At 61.0% G+C, this 20,222-nt stretch carries 17 protein-coding genes; 8 read left to right on the forward strand and 9 right to left on the reverse strand.

Translation table 11 applies throughout. The features are described from left to right. Nucleotides 1-7: 7 nt before the first annotated feature. From napA to HFK74_RS31700, 6 genes are all read right to left on the reverse strand, one after another. Nucleotides 8-2,512 (reverse strand): nitrate reductase catalytic subunit NapA, encoded by a 2,505-nt coding sequence (napA, locus tag HFK74_RS31675; protein ID WP_180206966.1) that lies wholly within the window; start codon nucleotides 2,510-2,512, stop codon nucleotides 8-10. Beyond that, complete coding sequence (locus HFK74_RS31680; RefSeq protein WP_180206967.1) at nucleotides 2,509-2,769, reverse strand: chaperone NapD; 261 nt, start codon at nucleotides 2,767-2,769, stop codon at nucleotides 2,509-2,511. The genes napA and HFK74_RS31680 overlap by 4 nt, the downstream gene beginning before the upstream one ends. Nucleotides 2,770-2,800: 31 nt before the next feature. Continuing rightward, complete coding sequence (gene napE / locus HFK74_RS31685; protein WP_008059985.1) at nucleotides 2,801-2,968, reverse strand: periplasmic nitrate reductase, NapE protein; 168 nt, start codon at nucleotides 2,966-2,968, stop codon at nucleotides 2,801-2,803. 186 nt (nucleotides 2,969-3,154) lie between these two features. Then, on the reverse strand, nucleotides 3,155-4,048 hold the full coding sequence (locus tag HFK74_RS31690; protein ID WP_180206968.1) for a serine hydrolase: 894 nt from the start codon (nucleotides 4,046-4,048) through the stop codon (nucleotides 3,155-3,157). A 39-nt stretch (nucleotides 4,049-4,087) separates the two neighbouring features. After that, nucleotides 4,088-4,288 carry a hypothetical protein gene (locus HFK74_RS31695; RefSeq protein WP_180206956.1) on the reverse strand — a complete coding sequence of 67 codons (201 nt, stop codon included), beginning with the start codon at nucleotides 4,286-4,288 and terminating at the stop codon, nucleotides 4,088-4,090. A 170-nt stretch (nucleotides 4,289-4,458) separates the two neighbouring features. Next, entirely contained in the window at nucleotides 4,459-5,367 is a 909-nt protein-coding gene (locus tag HFK74_RS31700) for a LysR substrate-binding domain-containing protein (RefSeq protein WP_180206969.1), read from the reverse strand. Between the two features lie 164 nt (nucleotides 5,368-5,531). On the opposite strand from HFK74_RS31700, the gene HFK74_RS31705 reads away from it, so the two are divergent. The 8 genes from HFK74_RS31705 to HFK74_RS31740 all read left to right on the forward strand — a co-directional run bounded on the left by HFK74_RS31705 (nucleotide 5,532) and on the right by HFK74_RS31740 (nucleotide 15,467). Continuing rightward, nucleotides 5,532-7,187, forward strand: a complete 1,656-nt coding sequence (locus tag HFK74_RS31705) for a GMC family oxidoreductase (RefSeq protein WP_180206970.1) — start codon at nucleotides 5,532-5,534, stop codon at nucleotides 7,185-7,187. Then, nucleotides 7,168-8,274: a mandelate racemase/muconate lactonizing enzyme family protein gene (locus HFK74_RS31710; protein ID WP_180206971.1), complete on the forward strand. Its 1,107-nt coding sequence runs from the start codon at nucleotides 7,168-7,170 to the stop codon at nucleotides 8,272-8,274. The genes HFK74_RS31705 and HFK74_RS31710 overlap by 20 nt, the downstream gene beginning before the upstream one ends. Further along, the gene (locus HFK74_RS31715; protein WP_180206972.1) at nucleotides 8,271-9,764 is read left to right on the forward strand and encodes an aldehyde dehydrogenase family protein; all 1,494 of its coding nucleotides are present in this window, start codon (nucleotides 8,271-8,273) and stop codon (nucleotides 9,762-9,764) included. Before HFK74_RS31710 ends, HFK74_RS31715 begins: the two co-directional genes overlap by 4 nt. Nucleotides 9,765-9,869: 105 nt before the next feature. Next, nucleotides 9,870-11,471: an ABC transporter substrate-binding protein gene (locus HFK74_RS31720; RefSeq protein WP_180206973.1), complete on the forward strand. Its 1,602-nt coding sequence runs from the start codon at nucleotides 9,870-9,872 to the stop codon at nucleotides 11,469-11,471. A 54-nt stretch (nucleotides 11,472-11,525) separates the two neighbouring features. Continuing rightward, the gene (locus tag HFK74_RS31725) at nucleotides 11,526-12,482 is read left to right on the forward strand and encodes an ABC transporter permease (protein ID WP_180206974.1); all 957 of its coding nucleotides are present in this window, start codon (nucleotides 11,526-11,528) and stop codon (nucleotides 12,480-12,482) included. A 32-nt stretch (nucleotides 12,483-12,514) separates the two neighbouring features. Further along, nucleotides 12,515-13,387 (forward strand): ABC transporter permease, encoded by an 873-nt coding sequence (locus tag HFK74_RS31730; RefSeq protein WP_180206975.1) that lies wholly within the window; start codon nucleotides 12,515-12,517, stop codon nucleotides 13,385-13,387. Next, nucleotides 13,377-15,014, forward strand: a complete 1,638-nt coding sequence (locus HFK74_RS31735) for an ABC transporter ATP-binding protein (RefSeq protein ID WP_180206976.1) — start codon at nucleotides 13,377-13,379, stop codon at nucleotides 15,012-15,014. Before HFK74_RS31730 ends, HFK74_RS31735 begins: the two co-directional genes overlap by 11 nt. A gap of 51 nt (nucleotides 15,015-15,065) precedes the next feature. Then, a complete protein-coding gene (locus HFK74_RS31740; RefSeq protein WP_180206977.1) occupies nucleotides 15,066-15,467 on the forward strand; it encodes a heme-binding protein in 402 nt (133 codons plus the stop codon). Between the two features lie 149 nt (nucleotides 15,468-15,616). On the opposite strand, the gene HFK74_RS31745 is transcribed toward HFK74_RS31740, so the two are convergent. From HFK74_RS31745 to chrA, 3 genes are all read right to left on the reverse strand, one after another. Next, nucleotides 15,617-16,900, reverse strand: a complete 1,284-nt coding sequence (locus tag HFK74_RS31745; protein ID WP_180206978.1) for an FAD-binding oxidoreductase — start codon at nucleotides 16,898-16,900, stop codon at nucleotides 15,617-15,619. Between the two features lie 155 nt (nucleotides 16,901-17,055). Continuing rightward, nucleotides 17,056-18,420, reverse strand: coding sequence for a glutamine synthetase family protein (locus tag HFK74_RS31750; RefSeq protein WP_180206979.1), 1,365 nt, complete (start codon nucleotides 18,418-18,420; stop codon nucleotides 17,056-17,058). Nucleotides 18,421-18,822: 402 nt separating this feature from the next. Then, complete coding sequence (gene chrA, locus HFK74_RS31755; RefSeq protein ID WP_180206980.1) at nucleotides 18,823-20,175, reverse strand: chromate efflux transporter; 1,353 nt, start codon at nucleotides 20,173-20,175, stop codon at nucleotides 18,823-18,825. Between the last annotated feature and the right edge of the window lie 47 nt (nucleotides 20,176-20,222).

Consider the following 20,222-nt stretch of genomic DNA (forward strand, 5'->3'; position numbering starts at 1 on the left):
GTTCTCCTCAAGCCACGCTGATCAACTCGATGCGGATCGCGCATTTCTTGTAGTCGGTCTGCTTGGAGATCGGGTCGGTGGCGTCGAGCGTGACCTTGTTGATCAGCTTGTTGGCATCGAAAAACGGCACGAACACCAGGCCGCGGGGCGGTTTGTTGCGCCCGCGGGTTTCGATGCGGGCGCGGATCTCGCCGCGGCGGCTGATCAGTTTCACCTCACTACCACGGCGTGCCTGCATGGCCTTGGCGTCTTCGGGGTGCATGTAGACCAGTGCGTCCGGTACGGCCTTGTACAGCTCTTCCACCCGTTGGGTCATGGTGCCCGTATGCCAGTGCTCAAGGACCCGACCGGTGCTCAGCCAGAACGGGTAGTCGGCGTCCGGAGCTTCGGCCGGTGGCTCGTAGGGCAGGGCGAAGATGATCGCCTTCTTGTCCGGGTAGCCGTAGAACTGCACTTCGCTGCCGGTTTCCACGTAGGGGTCAAGGCCCTCGCGGTAGCGCCAGCGGGTTTCCTTGCCGTCGACCACCGGCCAGCGCAGGCCGCGCTCACTGTGGTAACGGTCGAAGGCCGCCAGGTCATGGCCATGACCGCGACCAAACTGCGCGTACTCTTCGAACAAACCCTTTTGCAGGTAGAAACCGAAGGCCTTGGCTTCATCGTTCTTGTAGCCGGTCTCGATCTGCTCGACGGGAAACTCGTCGACCTGGCCGTTCTTGAACAACACCTCGTACAGGGTTTTGCCCTTGTACTGCGGGGCCTTGGCCAGTAACTCCGCGGGCCAGGTTTCATCGGTCTTGAAGCGCTTGGAAAACTCCACCAATTGCCACAGGTCGGATTTGGCGTCCCCCGGTGCGCTGACCAACTGATGCCAGAACTGCGTGCGGCGCTCGGCGTTGCCAAAGGCGCCTTCCTTCTCCACCCACATGGCGCTGGGCAGGATCAGGTCGGCGGCCTGGGCGGAAACAGTGGGGTAGACGTCGGAGACGATCACGAAGTTGTCTGGGTTGCGCCAGCCCGGCAAGACTTCCTGCATGATGTTGGGCCCGGCCTGCATGTTGTTGCTGGCCTGGGTCCAGTAGACGTTGAGCACGCCGTCCTTGAGCATGCGGCTTTGTTGTACCGCATGAAAGCCGACTTTCTCCTGGATGGTGCCGGCCGGCAGCTTCCAGATTTTCTCCGCGGTGGCGCGGTGCTTGGGATTGGTCACCACTAGGTCGGCGGGCAGGCGGTGGGAGAACGTCCCGACCTCGCGAGCGGTGCCACAGGCCGACGGCTGGCCGGTCAACGAGAAAGGGCTGTTGCCCGGTTCGCTGATCTTGCCCGTGAGCAAATGGATGTTGTAGATCAGGTTGTTGGCCCACACCCCGCGGGTGTGCTGGTTGAAGCCCATGGTCCAGAACGACACGACCTTGCGATTGGGGTCGGCATAGAGTTCGGCCAGGGCCTTGAGGCGTTCAGGCGCCACCCCGGTCTCCTTGGCGGTGCGTTCCAGGGTGTAGGGTTTGACGAACGCGGCGAACTGCTCGAAGGACATGTCCGTCCAGGTATTGGCCTTGTCGGCATTCTTCGCCTGTTTTTCCAGCGGGTCATCCGGGCGTAGGCCGTAGCCGATGTCGTCGGCGCCCTTGGCGAAGCGCGTGTGCTTGCTGATGAAATCCTGATTGACCGCGCCGCTTTCAATGATGTGATTGGCGATGTAGTTGAGGATCAACAGGTCGGTTTGCGGCTTGAACACCATGGGGATGTCGGCCAGTTCGAAGCTGCGGTGTTCGAAGGTCGACAACACCACGACTTTCACGTGCGGATAGCTCAGGCGCCGGTCGGTGACCCGGCTCCACAGGATCGGATGCATCTCCGCCATGTTCGAGCCCCACAACACAAAGGCGTCGGTGGCTTCGATGTCGTCGTAGCAACCCATCGGCTCATCCGCGCCAAAGGTGCGCATGAAACCCATCACCGCCGAGGCCATGCAATGACGGGCATTGGGGTCGATGTTGTTGCTGCGAAAACCGGCCTTCATCAATTTGTTGGCGGCGTAGCCTTCCCACACCGTCCATTGTCCCGAGCCGAACATGCCCACCGATTCAGGCCCCTTGTTTTTCAGGGCCTGCTTGAATTTTTCTTCCATGATGTCGAAGGCCTTGTCCCAACTGATTGGCTGGAACTCGCCTTGCTTGTCGTACTGGCCGTTTTTCATGCGCAGCAGTGGCTGGGTCAGGCGGTCGACGCCGTACATGATCTTGGACAGAAAGTAGCCCTTCACACAGTTCAGCCCGCGATTCACCTCGGCCTTGACGTCGCCATGGGTGGCGACCACCCGGTTGTCCCGGGTCGCGACCATCACGCTGCAGCCGGTGCCGCAGAAGCGGCAGGGCGCCTTGTTCCAGTCCAGGGTGACCATGTCCGCTTCGGTGACCAGGTTGCTGGCGGTGGTGAATATCGGCAGGCCGGCCGCGGAGGCTGCAATGGCGGCGGCCTGGGCCTTGACGAATGCTCGGCGCGACATGCTCATTGGCTGTCTCCCGCGGGATCGAGAATTTCGTGATAGATCAGCGCAGCGTTGAGCACGCCCGGCAGATTGTTGATTTGATCGATGCGTTGCAGGATCTGGTTTTCGTGTACGGCCTCAAGGACGACCACCAGTTTCCCGGCAGCACTTTCCTGATGCAGTTCCACGCCTTCCAATAGACGCAGGTTGGCTTTGACGGCGTCGAAAAGTTCGGGGCGGGCATGTACCACAAGGCTGGCTATATGCAGGGCTTCGTCCATGGGCGACTCCAACAGGCTCTAATCGAGTTTTTTAGTTGGGCGGCCCGGGAGGGCCGTAGAGCATTTGGAAAAACCAGATAATGAAACCGTAACCGCCGACGATAGCGACCGAAAGTAGCGGAAAAAGGCAGACAACAAGAAACAGGAACAGCCGCATTTCCTTGCGTCGCTGCGGTTTTTGCTCTTGAGTCAATGACATGGAGTGCGCTCCAGCCGAACGTGCACTCAGACTAGATCACGGAGTTTTGAAGGGTTTAGTTACTGTGGGATTTATCGACCGGCGGTGGTTAATACGCAGGGTAATGGGATACCCGGTTATAACGCTTCGGGTCGTTACAGCGTTAAGTTCGCAGTGAGTTGATAGATGTTCTTATTTGATAATTGTTCAATCCTTGATTATTCCGTCAATGGCCGATAAGTGTTTTACCACTTCGGCTTCGACAGCTCCTTCGTTGGCACCCTCATCAAATACCGCACAGCAACTCGCGATGTTGTCGTCACTAACCCATTGATAGACCGCCACGACACTCCCCGGCCCGGCGCCGGTGTGGCCGCTCAAGATTCGTTGACCTTCCACACCACCACGCATCAGCCCGAGGCCATAACCAGGGGACGTCCATGGACGGCCGGGAATCGGCCTACCGAGGGTGCGCACGGTCTGCATTTGCAGGAGCAGGGATTGCGGAAGCAAGTCGCCACTCAATAGCCGGTCCAGGCAAAGGGCTGCCTCAGCGAGTGGGCCCACCAGCAAACCGTGATAGACCCAACCGGGGTCGTAGGCGGACGCGGTGCCCATGTTCACGCTTGTCAGATCGGCGTGTGTGTTGGCGAGGCGCACTTGGGATAAACCGAGGGGAGAAAACACCCGTTGTGTCAGTGCATCTGCGAGTGGGAGGCCTGTGGTGCGTTCAATCAGTCTTGCGATAAACAGGTAGCCGACATTGGAGTAACGCCAACCGTCTCCCGGCGTGTAGCGCAAGCGGGAGGCGTCGAGACGTTGCAGCATGTCATCCGCCGACCATGAAGCCTCATCGCGGGCGACCGCGGCGTGATAATCAGCGAGTTCCGAATAGTCCGCCAGCCCGGCCTCATGCCGTAGCAATTGGCGCAGGGTGAACGGGCCTTCAACGACCCTGTCATCCAGGTTGACCAGCCGATCGCGCACCAGCGTCAGGGCTGCCGCCGCGAGCACGGTTTTGCTGAAGCTCCACCAGGGCACCGTTGTATCCGGCTGTTCAGGCGTGAGAAGGGCGCCGTTCGATACAAGGGCAAAAAGCATGGGTTGACTCTGGGTGGAAAGGGAGCGCGCTGACGCGAATCAGGTGTGCACCAACGCGATGGTGAATGAAACCACGATCATGCAGGCAAAGGCGAAATTTAGATTCATGTCGTTTCCATCCGAGACAGGGGTGATGGCGCTCATCTTGAACAGGTCCGGCGCAAATAAAAAATTCGGCTTGGTGATTTGAAAGATCGAAGGAATTGATAGCTGGCTCGCGGCTCGCGTCTCACGGTTCACGACGATGGATGATCTGGTAAACAAACAACTCAGCGCAACCGCCCCAGCATCTGGTAGTACCACATGCTCGTTGCCAGCATCGGGTTGCCGGGCAGGTCGCCCATGGGCACAGCACTTTCATCGCCATTGGCGAATGCGAGCGACTGATCAGGTCAAATGTAAACGGGGGGTCAAGTGGAGTGCAATTTCGCATGCTGGACTGTCTCCAGTAGCCAATGCCTGAAAATCAATACCTCGGGGCTCGGTCTTTTTCCGGCTTTGGGTTGCAGCAGATAATGCGCCTGCTCAATGGGCAACTCACCGTCAAAGGCTGGAACCAGCCTGCCTGAATCGATGTAGGACTGGGTCAGACTGCGCAGCACCAGGGCAAACCCCGACCCGGCACTGGCGAGTTCCAGCGCTGTGAGCGAAGTGTCCACCTGCAGCCCCTTTCTGATGTCGTCGTCGCCGATACCGCTGCGACGGAACCAGCGTGACCACAAATCTTCGCAGCCCATGATGTGAATGGGATGCTGTCGCGCGAAAGTTACCAGCGCTTCGGGGGACTTTGCCCGCTCAAGCCATCCGGGGCTGCAGACCGGGATGGAAGCCTCCTTCTGAATCAGTTCCGCGTCGAACCCCTCCCAATGACCATCACCAAAGCGAATATCGATCGCACTCTGGTCGGAGCCCTGGGCGTCAGCCCAGATGTCAGCCAGTAAACGAACCTCGATATCAGGATGTGCCTCAAGGAACGACTGAAGCCTGGGCGCCAACCAGAGCACCGCGAAGGCCGCAGTGGATCGCACTGTGATCGATCGGTCGCCTCGGCTGCCGAACAGCCCGACCGTTGACACCGCCAACTCATCGAAGGCCTTCCGGACCGATGGCAGGTAGGCAAGGCCCATGTCTGTGAGGCGCACACCGCGGGGCAGGCGTTCGAACAACTGAAACCCCAGGTATTGCTCCAGTGAGCGAATTTGCAGGCTGACCGAGGCGGTCGTCATGTGCAGGTCTTCGGCGGCGGCCGTGAAGCTCAGGCTGCGTGCCGCGGCTTCGAAAGTGCGCAGCCAGGGGAGGTGAGGCAATTTATAGGACATTGCTGAGCCTTAAATATTTTTGGCCCAAAGGCCATTTTTTTCTTGTTTGTCTTGAGGCAGCTTTACAGAAATGATGAGCCCGAACAAGCAGGCCAAAAAAACAAAAACGGCCTGCTGGCATTCGAAACGGTTCCGCGGCGAACCTCGAGCATGGGGCAGGCGACATGGCGGTAGCAGGGGAGTTTGACTACATCATCATTGGCAGCGGTTCGGCAGGCTCCGTACTGGCCGACCGGCTTTCCGCCGACCAGGACGCCCAGGTGCTGGTACTGGAAGCAGGCGGCAGCGACCGGCGCTTCTGGATCAAGATGCCGATCGGCTATGGCCGTACCTTCTTCGACGAGCGCGTCAACTGGAAGTATGAAACCGAGCCGGAGTCGGCCATCGATTCACGGCGCAGCTACTGGCCTCGGGGGCGGGTCATCGGCGGTTCCAGCTCGATCAATGCGATGGTGTACTGCCGTGGCCTGCCGGTGGATTTCGATGGCTGGGAAAAGAAGGGCAATATCGGCTGGGGTTGGTCCGATGTGCTGCCGTATTTCCAGCGCTCCGAATGCCGCGTGGATGCCCAGGGCAACGCCGCTGATGGTGGCCCGCTGTACGTCTCCGATGTAACGGCCGAGTTGCACCCGTTGCGCCGGCACTTTTTTGCAGCCGCAGCCGAAGTGGGCCTGCCGTACTCCGAAGACTTCAACGGTACCCAGCCCGAGGGGGTAGGGACCTACCAGATCAATACCTACAAAGGGATGCGCTGCTCGGCAGCCGACGCATTTTTGCGTCCAGCCATGCAGCGCAGCAACCTGCGCTTGATGACGCGTGCCCTGGCGCACCGGATAGTGTTCAAGGGCCGTCGTGCCGTGGGGGTCGAGTTCGAACAGGATGGGCGCATCGTAACGGCCCACGCCCGGCGCGAGGTCATCCTTTGCGCAGGGGCCGTGAACTCCCCGCAGTTGCTGCAACTTTCCGGTGTGGGGCCCAAGGCACTGCTTCGGCGTCACGGTATCCCTGTCGTATTGGATAACGAGGCGGTCGGCGGGGAGCTGCAGGACCATCTCGGTATCAACTACTACTACAAGTCCACCGAACCTACGCTCAATAACCAGTTATATCCGCTTCACGGCAAGCTCTGGGCCGGGTTGCGCTATGTGTTGACCCGCAAGGGGCCGCTGAGCGTCAGCGTCAACCAGTCCGGTGGCTTCGTGCGCTCGGGGGCGCAATGTGCTTCACCGGATACCCAGTTGTATTTCAATCCGGTCACCTATTCGACTGCGCCGGAGGGCAAGCGCCCGTTGATGAATCCGGACCCGTTTGCCGGCTTCATCATCTCGTTCCAGCCGTGCCGGCCCAAGAGCCGTGGCCGCATCGACATTCGCAGCGCCGATCCCCGCGTCGGCCCGCAAATCCGCCCCAACTACCTGTCCGATCCGGAGGATGTGGCCAACGTCATTGCCGGCGGTCGCCTGATCCAGCAGATGGTTCGCACCCAGGCGTTGCGTGGCCTGATCAAGGAAGCCATTGCACCGGATCTGGACGGCATGTCCGATGAACAGATTCTGGAAGACTTTCGCCAGCGCTGCGGTTCGGTGTTCCACCCCGTCGGCACCTGCGGCATGGGGCCCGATGCGCGGACCTCGGTCGTGGATACGCGCTTGCGTGTGCATGGGCTTGAGGCGCTGCGAGTGGTCGATGCATCGGTTTTCCCCACGATTACCTCGGGCAACACCAACGCTCCAACCATGATGGTCGCGCAGAAAGCGGCCGACCTGATTCTGGCCGATAACAAGAAAATGGAGACGCGTAATGCGCATCAAAAAGCTTGAGACGTTTTGCGATCAGTTCGTTGGTTTCGTCCGCGTGACCAGTGATACGGGCGCAGTGGGTTGGGGGCAATTGTCCACTTATAACGCAGACATTACCGCGCAGGTCTTCCATCGCCAGGTTGCTCCTTATGCCCTGGGTGCGGATGCAATGGACATCGAGCGCCTGATAACGCTGATCCCTGAGCGCGAGCACAAGTTCCCCGGCACCTACCTGTGTCGGGCCATGGCGGGTCTCGACACTGCCCTGTGGGACCTGCGTGGCAAGGTCGAAGGCAAGCCGGTGGTTGAATTGCTGGGCGGCAAGCCAGGGCGCATGCGTGCCTACGCCTCCTCCATGCGACGTGATATCAGCGCCGCCGATGAGGCCGAGCGCCTGTTGCGCCTGCGCGATACCCATGGCTTCGATGCATTCAAGTTTCGCGTGGGCGCCGAGTGCGGTCACGACGTTGACGAGTGGCCGGAGCGTACGGAGCAGATCGTGCCGAAAGTTCGCCAGACCCTGGGTGACAAGGTCTCGTTGCTGGTGGATGGCAACTCCGGGTTTTCGCCGGCACGCGCCATCGAGGTGGGCGGCCTGCTACAGGAGTACGGTATCGAGCACTTCGAGGAGCCGTGTCCCTACTGGGAGCTGGAGCAGACCAGGCAAGTGACCGATGCCTTGAGCCTCGACGTCACCGGTGGTGAGCAGGACTGCGATCTGTCTACCTGGCGGCGAATGATCGAAATGCGCGCCGTCGATGTGGTACAACCCGACGTCCTTTACTTGGGCGGGATCAACCGCTCGATGAAGGTCGCCCGCATGGCGGCCGAGGCCGGGCTGCCTTGCACCCCGCACAGCGCCAACCTGTCCCTGGTCACCTTGTTCACCATGCATTTTCTCAAAGCCATTCCAAACGCCGGTAAGTACCTGGAACTCTCCATTGAGGGCCTGGATTACTACCCCTGGCAGGACGGCCTGTTCGTCAAATGCCCGTACACCGTCGAAGACGGGCAGGTCACGATCACCGATGAGCCAGGCTGGGGGGTGGAAATTTCCCCGCAGTGGCTGGAGCGGTCTGCCTATCAAGTCAGCGAGGTGCAGAAATGAGCACTGAAACCCAAGCGCTGATTGCCGAGTATTTTGCCAGCGACACCCTGGCGGGTTTGCCCCGGGACCATTGGATCGATGGGCAATGGCTAGCGGCGAGTGCCGGTGAATCCATGGAAACCTTCGATCCGGGCACTGGCAAGGCCTTTGCCAGCTTTGCCGCCGGCGACGAGCAGGATGTCGAACTGGCGGTGGCCGCGGCCGACAAGGCATGGCGCGGCGCCTGGGGCAAGGGTTTGCCCGCCGAGCGCAGCCGTGTGTTGTACCGCGCCGCCGAAGGCATTCGGGCCAACGCCGAGCGGCTGGCGGTGATCGAAACCCTGGATAACGGCAAGACCCTGAGCGAGGCGCAGGCCGATGTCCGTTCGGCCGCACGCCTGTTCGAATACTACGCCGGGGCTGCGGACAAGCTGCAGGGCGACACTATTCCAATGGGCCCGGATTATGTATCCCAGGCCAGCCTTGAACCGGTCGGGGTGACGGCCCATGTGATTCCGTGGAACTACCCGTTCTCCACCGCCGCCCGTGGTCTCGCCCCGGCGCTGGCCGCAGGCTGTACGGCCGTGCTCAAGCCTGCTGAACAGACCCCGCTGACGGCCCTGTTGCTGGCCGAGATTCTGCACCGCGCCGGGCTGCCAGCCGGCGCCTGCAACGTGGTGACCGGCACCGGTAACCGGGTCGGTGCGCCGTTGGTAGCACACCCCAAGGTGCGCCATGTCACCTTCACCGGTTCCGTGGAAACAGGCCGTCGAGTGATGCAGGCCGCAGCCCGGAATATCTCCAGTGTCACCCTCGAACTCGGCGGCAAATCGCCGATGGTGGTCCTGGCCGATTGCGATATCGATGCGGCAATCGAAGATGTGCTCTGGGCGATCTATTCCAATGCCGGGCAAATCTGCTCGGCAGGTTCCCGGCTGGTCATCGAGCGCAGCGTTCACGCCGAGTTCGTCGAGCGCCTGGCGGCCAGGGCTAACGAGCTGACGATCGGGCACGGTCTGAAAAATCCGAACATCGGTGCCATCAGCTCGTTGGAGCAGTTGGACAAGATCAGCACCTTCGTCGAGGACGCCAGGACACGCAAAATCAAAGTCGCGGCTGGCGGGACACGGCTGACCGACCCGGACAGCGGTCGCGGCTGGTTCTTTGCACCCACGTTGCTGGATGACATCCGCCCAATGGACCGCCTGGTGCAGGAAGAAATCTTCGGCCCCGTGCTGTCGGTCCAGGTGGCTGATTCGATCGAGCACGCGCTGGTTCTGGCCAATGGCACAGAGTTCGGCCTGGCAGCCGGGATCTATACCCGCGATATCACCAAGGCTCTGCGCCTGGCGCGGGATATCGATGCGGGGCAGATCTATATCAACGAATACTTCGCCGGTGGCGTCGAAACACCGTTTGGGGGTAACAGGCTGTCAGGGTTTGGCCGCGAAAAGGGACTCGAAGGCTTGCGCAGTTACTGCAGGACGAAAGCGGTAACGGCGCGAATTTGAAGTGATTAGTGGTACGGCGACACGTGTGTGAGTCCGGTGACGGTACTGCTGATGCAGCCACGCTGAGACACCTCCTGATAAAACAGCCAATAACGGGGACACCTCATGAGCAAACTCATTGACGATCTGACACTGGGCCTGCGTCAAGGTCGAATTGATCGACGTACTTTCATGCTGAGCATGATGGCCGCAGGTGCCAGCCTGGCCATGGCCACGACCTTTTCCGGGCGCGCCATGGCTGACACTGTTGGCTCAAGCCCGAAAAGAGGTGGGAACTTCAAGCTGGGCATAGGCCATGGCTCGACCACCGATTCGTTTGACCCCGGTACCTATGGCGACAACTACATGCAGTCGGTCGGCCACTCGGTTCACGGCTATCTGACCGAAGTGACCAACACCGGCGAACTGGCAGGTGAGCTGGCGCAAAGTTGGGAATCTTCTCCCGATGCCAAAGTCTGGACCTTCCAGTTGCGCCAGGGGGTCGAGTTCCACAACGGCAAGTCCCTGGAAGCGGCTGACGTGGTGGCCTCGCTCAACCATCACCGCGGTCCGGATTCGAAATCGGCGGCCAACAGCCTGTTGGCACAGATCGAAGACATTCGCACCGATGGCAAAGACAAGGTCATCATCAGCCTCAATGGCGGCAACGCCGACTTCCCATACCTGGTCTCGGATTACCACCTGCCGGTGATGCCTTCGCAGGACGGCAAGGTCAATGCCACCGACGGCATCGGCTGCGGTGCCTACATTCGCGATACTTTCGACCCGGGTGTGAGGACGCTGGTCAAGCGCAATCCCAACTACTGGAAGAGTGGCAGAGGCTGGTTCGATTCTGTGGAATTCCTGGTCATCGCTGATGTGGGCGCGCGTACCAACGCCTTGAGTACCGGCGAAATCCACGCCATGAACGGTTGCGACCTGAAGACTTTGCACTTGCTCAAGCGCAATCAGGCGCTGGAAATTGCCTCGGTCAAAGGCGGGCAGCACTACAGCTTGCCCATGAACACCACCGCAGCGCCCTTCACCGATAACAACGTGCGCATGGCCCTCAAGCATGCACTCGACCGCAAGACCCTGCTGCAAACCATCCTGCATGGGCACGGTGAAGTGGCCAACGACCATCCGATCAGCTCCGGTTATCGCTTCTACAACAGCGAGCTGCCGCAACGCGAATATGACCCGGAGAAAGCGAAGTTTTATCTCAAGCAAGCGGGCCTCAGCAGCCTGAAGGTCGACCTGAGTGCCGCCGATGCCGCGTTCGCCGGGGCCGTGGACACGGCCGTGCTGTTCAAGGAACACGCCGCCAAGGCCGGTATCGACATCAACGTCGTGCGTGAACCCAACGATGGCTACTGGAAAAACGTCTGGATGAAAAAGGCCTGGAGCATGGACTACTGGGGCGGCAAGCCCACCGCCGACTGGGCTTTTTCGCTGGTCTATGGCAAAGGGGCCGCCTGGAACGAGACCTTCTGGGACAACGCGCAGTTCAACTCGCTCCTGCTGCAAGCGCGCTCGGAACTGGACGAGAAAAAGCGTCGGCAGATGTATGGCGAAATGCAGGGGCTACTGCGTGACGAAGGTGGCGCAATCATCCCGCTGTTCGCCAACTACGTTGACGGTATCTCGCGTCGCATCGGCCACGACCAGCTGGGCAACAACTGGGACCTGGATGGCCTGCGTGCTGCTGAGCGCTGGTGGTTTGCATGAGGTACCGATCGAGCTTCAGCTTGCGATGTTCATCCGCAAAGGGGGGAGAGAAGCATGAATAAAATGACAACCCTGTTGTTTCAGCGCCTGGCACTTGGCTGCCTCAGCCTCTGGTTTGTCTCCGTGATCATTCTCCTGGGCGTGAATTTCCTGCCCGGGGACATTGCCACGGAGATACTCGGGCAGTCGGCGACGCCTGAAGCGGTTGCCGCCTTTCGTCATGCGCTGGGGCTCGATCAGTCCTTGTATACACGTTATATCCACTGGCTCGGTGCATTCGTGCAGGGTGATTTCGGAACCTCGTTGGCCAACGGACGACACATCGCAGAACTGCTCGGCCCGCGTTTACTCAATACCTTGTTCCTGGCTCTGGTCACGGCGTTGATCGCTGTACCGCTGGCCCTGGGATTAGGGTTTCTGGCGGCGATCCACCGTAACGGCTTCTTCGATCGAATGATCAACAGCGCGACGCTGACGTTCATTTCCTTCCCGGAGTTTTTCCTCGCCTACCTGCTTATCCTTTTGTTTTCGGTGAAGGCCGGCTGGTTGCCCAGCCTGGCCAACGTCGACCCGACTCAACCGCTGCTGGAGCGTCTCTATCGGGTGACGCTGCCGGCCCTCACGCTGACCCTGGTGGTGATGGCGCACATGATGCGCATGACCCGGGCGGCCATCATCAACCTGTTGGCCAGCCCGTATATCGAAATGGCCACGCTCAAGGGACTGCCGCGTTGGCGCGTCATCCTGGTACATGCGTTGCCCAACGCCTGGGCCCCCATCATCAACGTGATCGTGCTCAACCTTGCGTACCTGATCGTCGGGGTGGTGGTGGTAGAGGTGGTGTTCGTCTATCCGGGAATGGGGCAGTTGATGGTGGACTCGGTGAAAAAGCGCGACATGCCGGTTGTGCAAGCGTGCAGCCTGGTGTTCGCGGCAACCTACATCGTGCTCAATTTGACGGCGGACGTGCTGTCCGTGCTGACCAACCCACGATTGAGGCATCCGAAATGATTAAGCAAGGCATTAATCTGGAAGCTGAAACGATGACAGCTGTCTCTGTACAAACCTCTCGATGCGGTTGGCAGCGACGAGCCTGGCGCGGTTTGAAAACGGCGCCCTGGAGCGCGAAGCTGGGCATGTTGGTCATTGTGCTGTACACCCTGGGCGCAATATTTGCCCCTTGGATCGCGCCTTATGGTGAGTCCCAGATCGTAGCCGCGGAGTTCGAGCCCTGGGGGCGGGAATTCCTGCTGGGCACCGACAACCTGGGCCGTGACATGTTTACTCGCCTGCTCTACGGCGGGCGCAATACCATCGGCATCGTTGCATTGGCCACCAGCCTGGCATTCCTGCTGGGCGGCGTGACAGGACTGCTGGCAGCGGCGCGCGGCGGTTGGGTTGATCAACTGCTGTCACGGGTGGTCGACGTATTGATGGCCATTCCACAACTGATCTTTGCCCTGATGCTGCTGACGCTGTTCGGCACCTCGATTCCGGCGTTGATCATCATCATCGCCGTGCTCGACTCGACACGGGTCTTTCGCCTTACCCGTGCGGTGGCCAGCAACGTGGCGGTCATGGATTTCGTCGAGGTTGCACGCCTGCGCGGCGAAGGCCTCAACTGGATCATGTACCGGGAGATCCTGCCCAATATCATGGCTCCACTGGTTGCCGAGTTCGGTCTGCGCTTCTGTTTCACTTTTCTGTTCATCAGTGCCTTGAGCTTCCTTGGCCTCGGTATCCAGCCGCCGACATCGGACTGGGGGTCGATGGTACGTGACAACGCCACCCTGATTTCCTACGGGGACCTGACCCCGTTGCTACCGGCCGCGGCCATTGCCGTGCTGACCATCGGGGTGAATTTCGTGGTGGACTGGTTCCTGCATTTGACGAGTGGGCTGCGTGATGAACAGTGAAAACAACAAGAAAGACCCTGGTGAAATGCTTCTCAAGATCACCGGCTTGCGTATCGAAGCGCAAAGCTCGGACGCCTGGCAGGAGATCGTCAAGGGCATCGACCTGGAGCTGCGTCGTGGTGAAATCCTTGGCCTGATCGGCGAGTCCGGCGCAGGCAAGTCAACCCTGGGGCTCGCCGCAATGGGTTATGAGCGACCAGGTTGCCGCATCACGGCCGGCACAATCGTTTTCGATGGCACGGACCTGACAAAGGCGTCCAGGGAGCAGAAGCTCGGGCTTTGGGGCTCACGCATCGCCTACGTCGCACAATCGGCGGCGGCTGCATTCAACCCTGCGCATAACCTGTTCGACCAGTACATCGAAACGGCCTTGCAGCACAACGTGCTCAGCGAGGAGCAAGCCCGCACCGATGCAGTCGAGATGTTCCGCCGGCTGCGCCTGCCCAATCCCGAGCAGATCGGTTTTCGTTACCCGCACCAGGTGTCGGGCGGGCAGTTGCAGCGGGCGATGACGGCCATGGCAATGGCCTGCCGGCCCGACCTGATCATATTCGACGAGCCCACCACGGCACTGGACGTGACCACACAAGTGGAAGTGCTGGCGGCCATTCGCGAGGTGGTCGAGCAGTTCGGTACCGCGGCCATTTACATCACCCACGATTTGGCCGTTGTCGCACAGATGGCCGACCGGATCATGGTGCTGCGTCACGGCAACAAGGTCGAAGAGGCCGAAACCGGCAAGATGCTGACGGCGCCACAAATGGAATACACCAAGACGCTCTGGGCCGTGCGCTCGCTGCACCACGAGCCCAAGACGTTTGCCAGGGACACGCCGGTGCTGAAACTGCAGGGGATATCCGCCAGCTACGGGCAGGTGCAGGTACTGCGCGACATTTCCCTGGAGGTTGCCAAGGGCGCGACGGTGGCGGTGGTGGGGGAGTCCGGGTCGGGCAAATCGACCGTTGCCCGTGTTTTGACGGGGCTCCTGCCGGCCAGCAAAGGACAGTTGTACTTTGAGGGCAAGGCGCTGCCTGCGAGCTATAGCCAACGTAGCCGGGAAACGCTGCGACATATCCAGATGATCTATCAGATGCCGGACACGGCGCTTAATCCGCGTCAGCGGGTGCGCGACTTCCTTGGACGGCCATTGGAGTTCTACCTGGGGCTCAAGGGTAAGGCCAGGGATGCACGTATCCATCAGTTGCTCGAGCAGATCGAACTGTCACCTGCGCAGATCATCGACCGTTTCCCTGGCGAGCTGTCCGGAGGCCAGAAGCAACGGATTTGCATTGCCCGGGCACTGGCCGCCGAACCCAGGGTGATCATCTGCGATGAGGTGACCTCGGCACTGGACCAGATCGTTGCCAAGGAAATCCTGCAACTTCTGGGGCGACTGCAGGAACAGCTCGGCCTTTCCTACCTGTTCATTACCCATGACCTTGAAACCGTGAAGGGCATTGCCGACCACGTGGTCGTCATGCACCAGGGCGTGATCGTCGAGCAGGGGCCGCTTGCCCAGGTCTTCAGCCCGCCGCACCACGATTACACGGCCAAACTGTTGGCATCCGTCCCGCAAATGGACCCCGAATGGTTGACCCGAAGGTTGGCACAAACAGGTCATGCCTGATGGGCAACACTGAGTGGGGCGTTATCCGTAGCAAGTACTCATGGAGGTAACATGCAAAGCAAAGCTGTATTGAGTCAGGCGCAAGTCTCCATCATCCTCACTGCCGCGCGTATTGAGGCGCAGAAAAATCACTGGGCTGTTGCCATCTCTATAGTCGACGACGGTGGTCACCCTCTGGCGCTGGAGCGCCTGGACGGTTGTGCACCGATCAGCGCCTACATCGCTACCGAGAAAGCGCGCAGTTCGGCCCTCGGTCGCCGCGAAACCAAGAACTACGAGGATATGGTCAACGGAGGGCGCAGTGCCTTTTTGTCCGCGCCGATGCTGACCTCTCTGGAGGGCGGGGTACCGTTGCTCATCGATGGCCAGGTGGTGGGCGCGGTTGGCGTTTCCGGGGTCAAGTCCGATCAGGACGCACAGGTGGCCCGGGCCGGGATCGCTGCCTTGGCCTGAAGCAATTTCTGTTCGTGCGATTGGACTGCTTCGGCAGGGACGTCCTGCCGACCGTTGCAGTGGATGCGCGCCGGACGCGGCATCCACCATCGGCAGAATTGGAAGATGGCGACAGTAAGCCCGCGCGCTGTTCCTTTTCAATGCTGGAATCAGCGTAACCGCTCCAGCATCTGGTAGTACCACATGCCCGCCGCCAGCATCGGGTTGCCGAGCAGGTCGCCCATGGGCACGCGGATGTGCTGGCAGGCGGCGAAGGTGTCGTACTGCGCAAGCTGCCCGGTGATCGCGCGGCCCATGATTTCACCCATGATGTGGGTGGTGGCAATGCCGTGCCCGGAGTAGCCCTGGCAGTACCAGACGTTGTCCGAGAGCTTGCCCAGTTGCGGGATGCGGTTGATCACGATGCCCATCGCGCAGCTCCACTGGTAATCGATGGCCACGCCCTTGAGTGCCGGGAACGTCTGTTCGATGCACGGGCGCAACTCGGCGGCGATGTCGCGCGAATCCTTGCCGCTGTAGTTGGCGCCGCCGCCGAACAACAGGCGGCCGTCGGCGGTCAGGCGGTAGTAGTCGAGCACGAAGCGGCAGTCGTAGACGGCGAGGTCTTCAGGGTTGATCTGCCTGGCCAGGTCTCCCAGGGGCGCCGTGGTGACGATGCCGCCCATGGCCGGGAAGATCTTGCCCTTGAGTTTGCCCGGTTCCAGTTTGTGGTAGACGTCACCGGCCAGCAGCACCTGATTGGCGTCGATGCGGCCGTGGGCGGTGCGTACACCTGGCTTGTCACCGTGAATGATCTCCAACACTTCGCTGTTTTCGAAGATCAACGCACCGAGACTTTCCGCCGCCCGGGCTTCGCCGATGCACAGGTTGAGCGGGTGCAGGTGCATGTTGCGGGTGTTCTTGATCGCGCCGTGGTAGAGATCGCTCTGCAGCAGGTCGCGTACCTGGCTGCGGTCGAGCAGGCTGACGTCATCACCCATGCCACGGCGCAGCGCTTCGTCGTAGTCCTTGCGCAAACCGTCCATGTGGCTCGGCTTGTACGCCGCGTGCAGGTGACCGTGCTTGAGGTCGCAGGCAATGCCGTATTTCGCCACCCGTTGCTCGATGATCTGGTGCCCGCGCCAGCGCAGGTGCCAGATGAAATCGTCGACTTCATCACCGAGGGTGCGGCGCATCTGTTTGCGCATGGCTTCGTCGCCGGAAAGGCTGCCGGTGACCTGGCCGCCGTTACGCCCGGTGGCGCCCCAGCCGATCTTGTGGCTTTCGACGATGGCGACTTTCAGGCCTTTCTCCGCCAGTTCGACCGCGGTGGCGACGCCGGTGAAACCGCCGCCGATGATCACTACGTCGACGCGGTGCTGGCCTTGCAGGGTTGGGTAGTCGGTTTCGTGGTTGAGGGTGGCGGTGTAGTAGGAGTTGGTGCGTTGGGTCATGTCAGTGTCCAGGCAAAAATGGGGAATAGCGCGAACCCTTGTAGGAGCGAGCTTGCTCGCGAAAGGGCCGTGTCAACCAACATCAATGTTGAATGACACACCGCCTTCGCGAGCAAGCTCGCTCCTACAGGGGATGGTTGTTAACCGACCAGGGCTCACGCCTCAGTCAGATACCAACGCCAATCCTGCTCACCCACCTCCGCCATGAACTGCCGATATTCCGCACGCTTGACCGCCAGGTACACCCCCAGAAATTCCTGCCCCAATGCATCCCGCGCCCACGCCGAATTTTCCAGCGCCGTCAGTGAGGTCAGCCAGTCGGTCGGCAGCAGTTGCGTGGCCTGCGCGTAGCCGTTGCCTTGCACCGGTTCGCCCGGGTCGAGGTTCTCGCTGATGCCGCGATGGATGCCGGCCAGGATCGCCGCCGCAGCCAGGTACGGGTTGGCGTCGGCACCGCAGATGCGATGTTCGATGTGGCGGCTGTTGGCCGGACCACCGGGAACCCGCAGGCTGACGGTGCGGTTGTCGACGCCCCAGGTCGGGGCCAGCGGCGCGTAGCTGTTGGCCTGGAAACGCCGGTAGGAATTGGCATTGGGGCAGAACAGCAACAGCGAATCGAGCAGCGAGGCCAGCATGCCGCCGATGGCGGTGCGCAGCAGCGGGGTGCCGGCCGGGTCCTCGGACGCGAACAGGTTGCGGCCTTGGGCATCGGCGATGCTGACGTGCATGTGCATGCCGGTGCCGGCCAGATGATCGAAGGGTTTGGCCATGAACGTCGCCTGCATGCCGTGCTTGTGGGCCACGGCCTTGACCAGGCGTTTGTACCGCACGGCCTGATCCATCGCCTGCAAGGCATCGCCGTGTTCCAGGGTGATTTCCACCTGCCCCGGGGCGTATTCGGAAATCGCCGTGCGCGCCGGAATGCCATGGAGTTTGCACGCGGCATAGAGGTCGGCGAGGAAGGGTTCGATCTGCTCCAGCTCACGCAGGCCATAGACCTGGGTGTGTCGCGGTCGACCGCCGTCGGCGTCCAGCGCCGGTTGCGGGCGACCCTTGTGGTCGCGCTTGGCGTCCAGCAAATAGAACTCCAGCTCGCACGCCATCACCGGGTGGTAACCCTCGGCCTGCAAACGCTCGATGACCTTGATCAGCAGGTGCCGTGGGTCAGCGATGCTCGCCGGCATGCCTTCTTGCGGGTGCATGCTGACTTGCACCGCCGCCGTCGGAATCTGCCGCCACGGCAAACGCACCAGGCTGCCTTCGAGCGGATAGGCGCGGCAGTCGATGTCGCCCACTTCCCAGACCAGCCCGGAGTTCTCGACGTCATCGCCTTGCAAAGTCAGGCCGAGGATGGTGCTGGGCAACGGGCGACCGCTTTCATACACCGCCAGCAGTTCCTCGCGGTGCAACAGCTTGCCGCGCGGCACGCCGTTGGCATCGAGAATGAACAGCTCGATCATGTCGATATCGGGGTTGTTCGCCAAAAAGCGTTGGGCGTCTTCAAGGGCTGCGAATTTCATTGTTCATCACTCACGTTGGCGTCCCGCGGACGCACGGATTCGGGCCAAAGCGCGACGACGGATAAAGACCCGCGGCGCGCTGGCAGCGATAGCGAAAAAGGAGGAGGGCTCTACGCGTCGTGGACGCGATCAGGCGAGCGGGGTGCTATCCGGCGGGCGTGCGGAGTGACGCAGTTTGGAGCGGCGCAGGGCCATGGGCAGGTTGACGATGCGCTTCATGAGGCAATGCCGTCCACGACCCCTACAGAGGGGGTCAGGAATGAGACATCCAGCAAGTGGTGCTCTGACGGTGTGGTGCTCATGACTCAAGTTTCCAGCAGGGGAAATCGTCGGTGGCGGATAACAGGTTATCCGCCGTGACTGGATACTAGGGGTGAAAGTGCAGCCTGTAAACGACTGTTTTCAGCGCAGCAGGTGCACGGCCAACCCGATCAGCCCACAACCGCACAACACTTCGATCACCCCGCGCTTGAACCGCAGCAGGGCAATGGCCGCCGCGATGGCGATCAGCAGTGAAGGCCAGTCCAGTCGACCGGCGAAGCCGTCAGGCCACAGCACGTGATAGGCAAAGAAACACGCCAGATTGACAATCACACCGACGACTGCGGCGGTAATCGCTGTCAGCGGCGCGGTGAACTTGAGTTCGTTGTGCGTCGATTCCACCAACGGACCACCGGCGAGAATGAACAGGAACGAAGGCAGGAAGGTGAACCAGGTCACCAGCATGGCGGCGACGGCACCGGCAACGAACGCCTGGTCGGCACCGAACACCTGATGCACGTAGCCGCCGATGAAACCGACGAAGGCGACCACCATGATCAGTGGCCCGGGTGTGGTTTCGCCGAGCGCCAGGCCATCGATCATCTGCGTCGGCGTCAGCCATCCATAGTGGCCGACCGCGCCCTGGTACACATACGGCAGCACCGCGTAGGCACCGCCGAAGGTCAGCAGTGCCGCCTTGGTGAAGAACCAGCTCATTTGCGTCAGCGTGCCTTCCCAGCCGAACAGGGCGGTGAGGCTGGCCATCGGCAGCGTCCACAACACCGCGCCAATCAAGGCCAGGCGCAGCAGTTTCCAGCTGTTGAAACGGGCATGCTCGGGTGTCGGTGTGTCGTCGTCGATCACGGCGGCGCCGAAGGATTTTTGCGCTGCGCCGTGGCCACCGGTGCGGAATTTTTCGGGGGCCAGGCGCCCGCCAAAGTAGCCGATGATTGCCGCCCCCAGAACGATCAGGGGAAAGGGTACGTTGAGGGCGAAAATGGCCACGAATGCCGCTGCGGCGATGCCCCACATCCAGCCGTTCTTCAACGCCCGGGAGCCGATTCGGTGCGCCGCCTGCAGCACGATGGCGGTCACCGCCGGCTTGATCCCGTAAAACAGCCCGGCCACCACCGGCACCTCGCCAAAGGCGATGTACACCCAGGACAAGGCAATCAGGATGAACAGTGACGGCAGCACGAACAACGCGCCGGCCATCACGCCGCCCCAGGTCCGGTGCATCAGCCAGCCGATGTAGGTCGCCAGTTGCTGGGCCTCGGGGCCGGGCAGCAACATGCAATAGTTGAGCGCATGCAGAAAGCGTCGCTCGGAGATCCAGCGCCGGCGCTCGACCAGCTCCTGGTGCATCATCGAAATCTGCCCGGCCGGCCCGCCGAAGCTGATGAAGCCGAGCTTGAGCCAGAAGCGGAACGCTTCTCGCAGGCTGATGGCGGCAGGCTTTGCCGGTTGCTGTTCTTCGGCGGGGGCAGGGCTCAAACGGCGGTTCCTTTTGCAGAGGCACTCTGGGCCATGAATTTAGTCAT

The organism is Pseudomonas sp. SbOxS1 (genome assembly GCF_013416725.1).
Lineage (GTDB): Bacteria > Pseudomonadota > Gammaproteobacteria > Pseudomonadales > Pseudomonadaceae > Aquipseudomonas.

Coding starts and splice junctions, on each gene's coding strand:
- napA (WP_180206966.1), bottom strand. CDS start 2,512: ATGAGCATGTCGCGCCGAGCATTCGTCAAGGCCCAGGCCGCCGCCATT.
- HFK74_RS31680 (WP_180206967.1), bottom strand. CDS start 2,769: ATGGACGAAGCCCTGCATATAGCCAGCCTTGTGGTACATGCCCGCCCC.
- napE (WP_008059985.1), bottom strand. CDS start 2,968: ATGTCATTGACTCAAGAGCAAAAACCGCAGCGACGCAAGGAAATGCGG.
- HFK74_RS31690 (WP_180206968.1), bottom strand. CDS start 4,048: ATGCTTTTTGCCCTTGTATCGAACGGCGCCCTTCTCACGCCTGAACAG.
- HFK74_RS31700 (WP_180206969.1), bottom strand. CDS start 5,367: ATGTCCTATAAATTGCCTCACCTCCCCTGGCTGCGCACTTTCGAAGCC.
- HFK74_RS31705 (WP_180206970.1), top strand. CDS start 5,532: ATGGCGGTAGCAGGGGAGTTTGACTACATCATCATTGGCAGCGGTTCG.
- HFK74_RS31710 (WP_180206971.1), top strand. CDS start 7,168: ATGCGCATCAAAAAGCTTGAGACGTTTTGCGATCAGTTCGTTGGTTTC.
- HFK74_RS31715 (WP_180206972.1), top strand. CDS start 8,271: ATGAGCACTGAAACCCAAGCGCTGATTGCCGAGTATTTTGCCAGCGAC.
- HFK74_RS31720 (WP_180206973.1), top strand. CDS start 9,870: ATGAGCAAACTCATTGACGATCTGACACTGGGCCTGCGTCAAGGTCGA.
- HFK74_RS31725 (WP_180206974.1), top strand. CDS start 11,526: ATGAATAAAATGACAACCCTGTTGTTTCAGCGCCTGGCACTTGGCTGC.
- HFK74_RS31730 (WP_180206975.1), top strand. CDS start 12,515: ATGACAGCTGTCTCTGTACAAACCTCTCGATGCGGTTGGCAGCGACGA.
- HFK74_RS31735 (WP_180206976.1), top strand. CDS start 13,377: ATGAACAGTGAAAACAACAAGAAAGACCCTGGTGAAATGCTTCTCAAG.
- HFK74_RS31740 (WP_180206977.1), top strand. CDS start 15,066: ATGCAAAGCAAAGCTGTATTGAGTCAGGCGCAAGTCTCCATCATCCTC.
- HFK74_RS31745 (WP_180206978.1), bottom strand. CDS start 16,900: ATGACCCAACGCACCAACTCCTACTACACCGCCACCCTCAACCACGAA.
- HFK74_RS31750 (WP_180206979.1), bottom strand. CDS start 18,420: ATGAAATTCGCAGCCCTTGAAGACGCCCAACGCTTTTTGGCGAACAAC.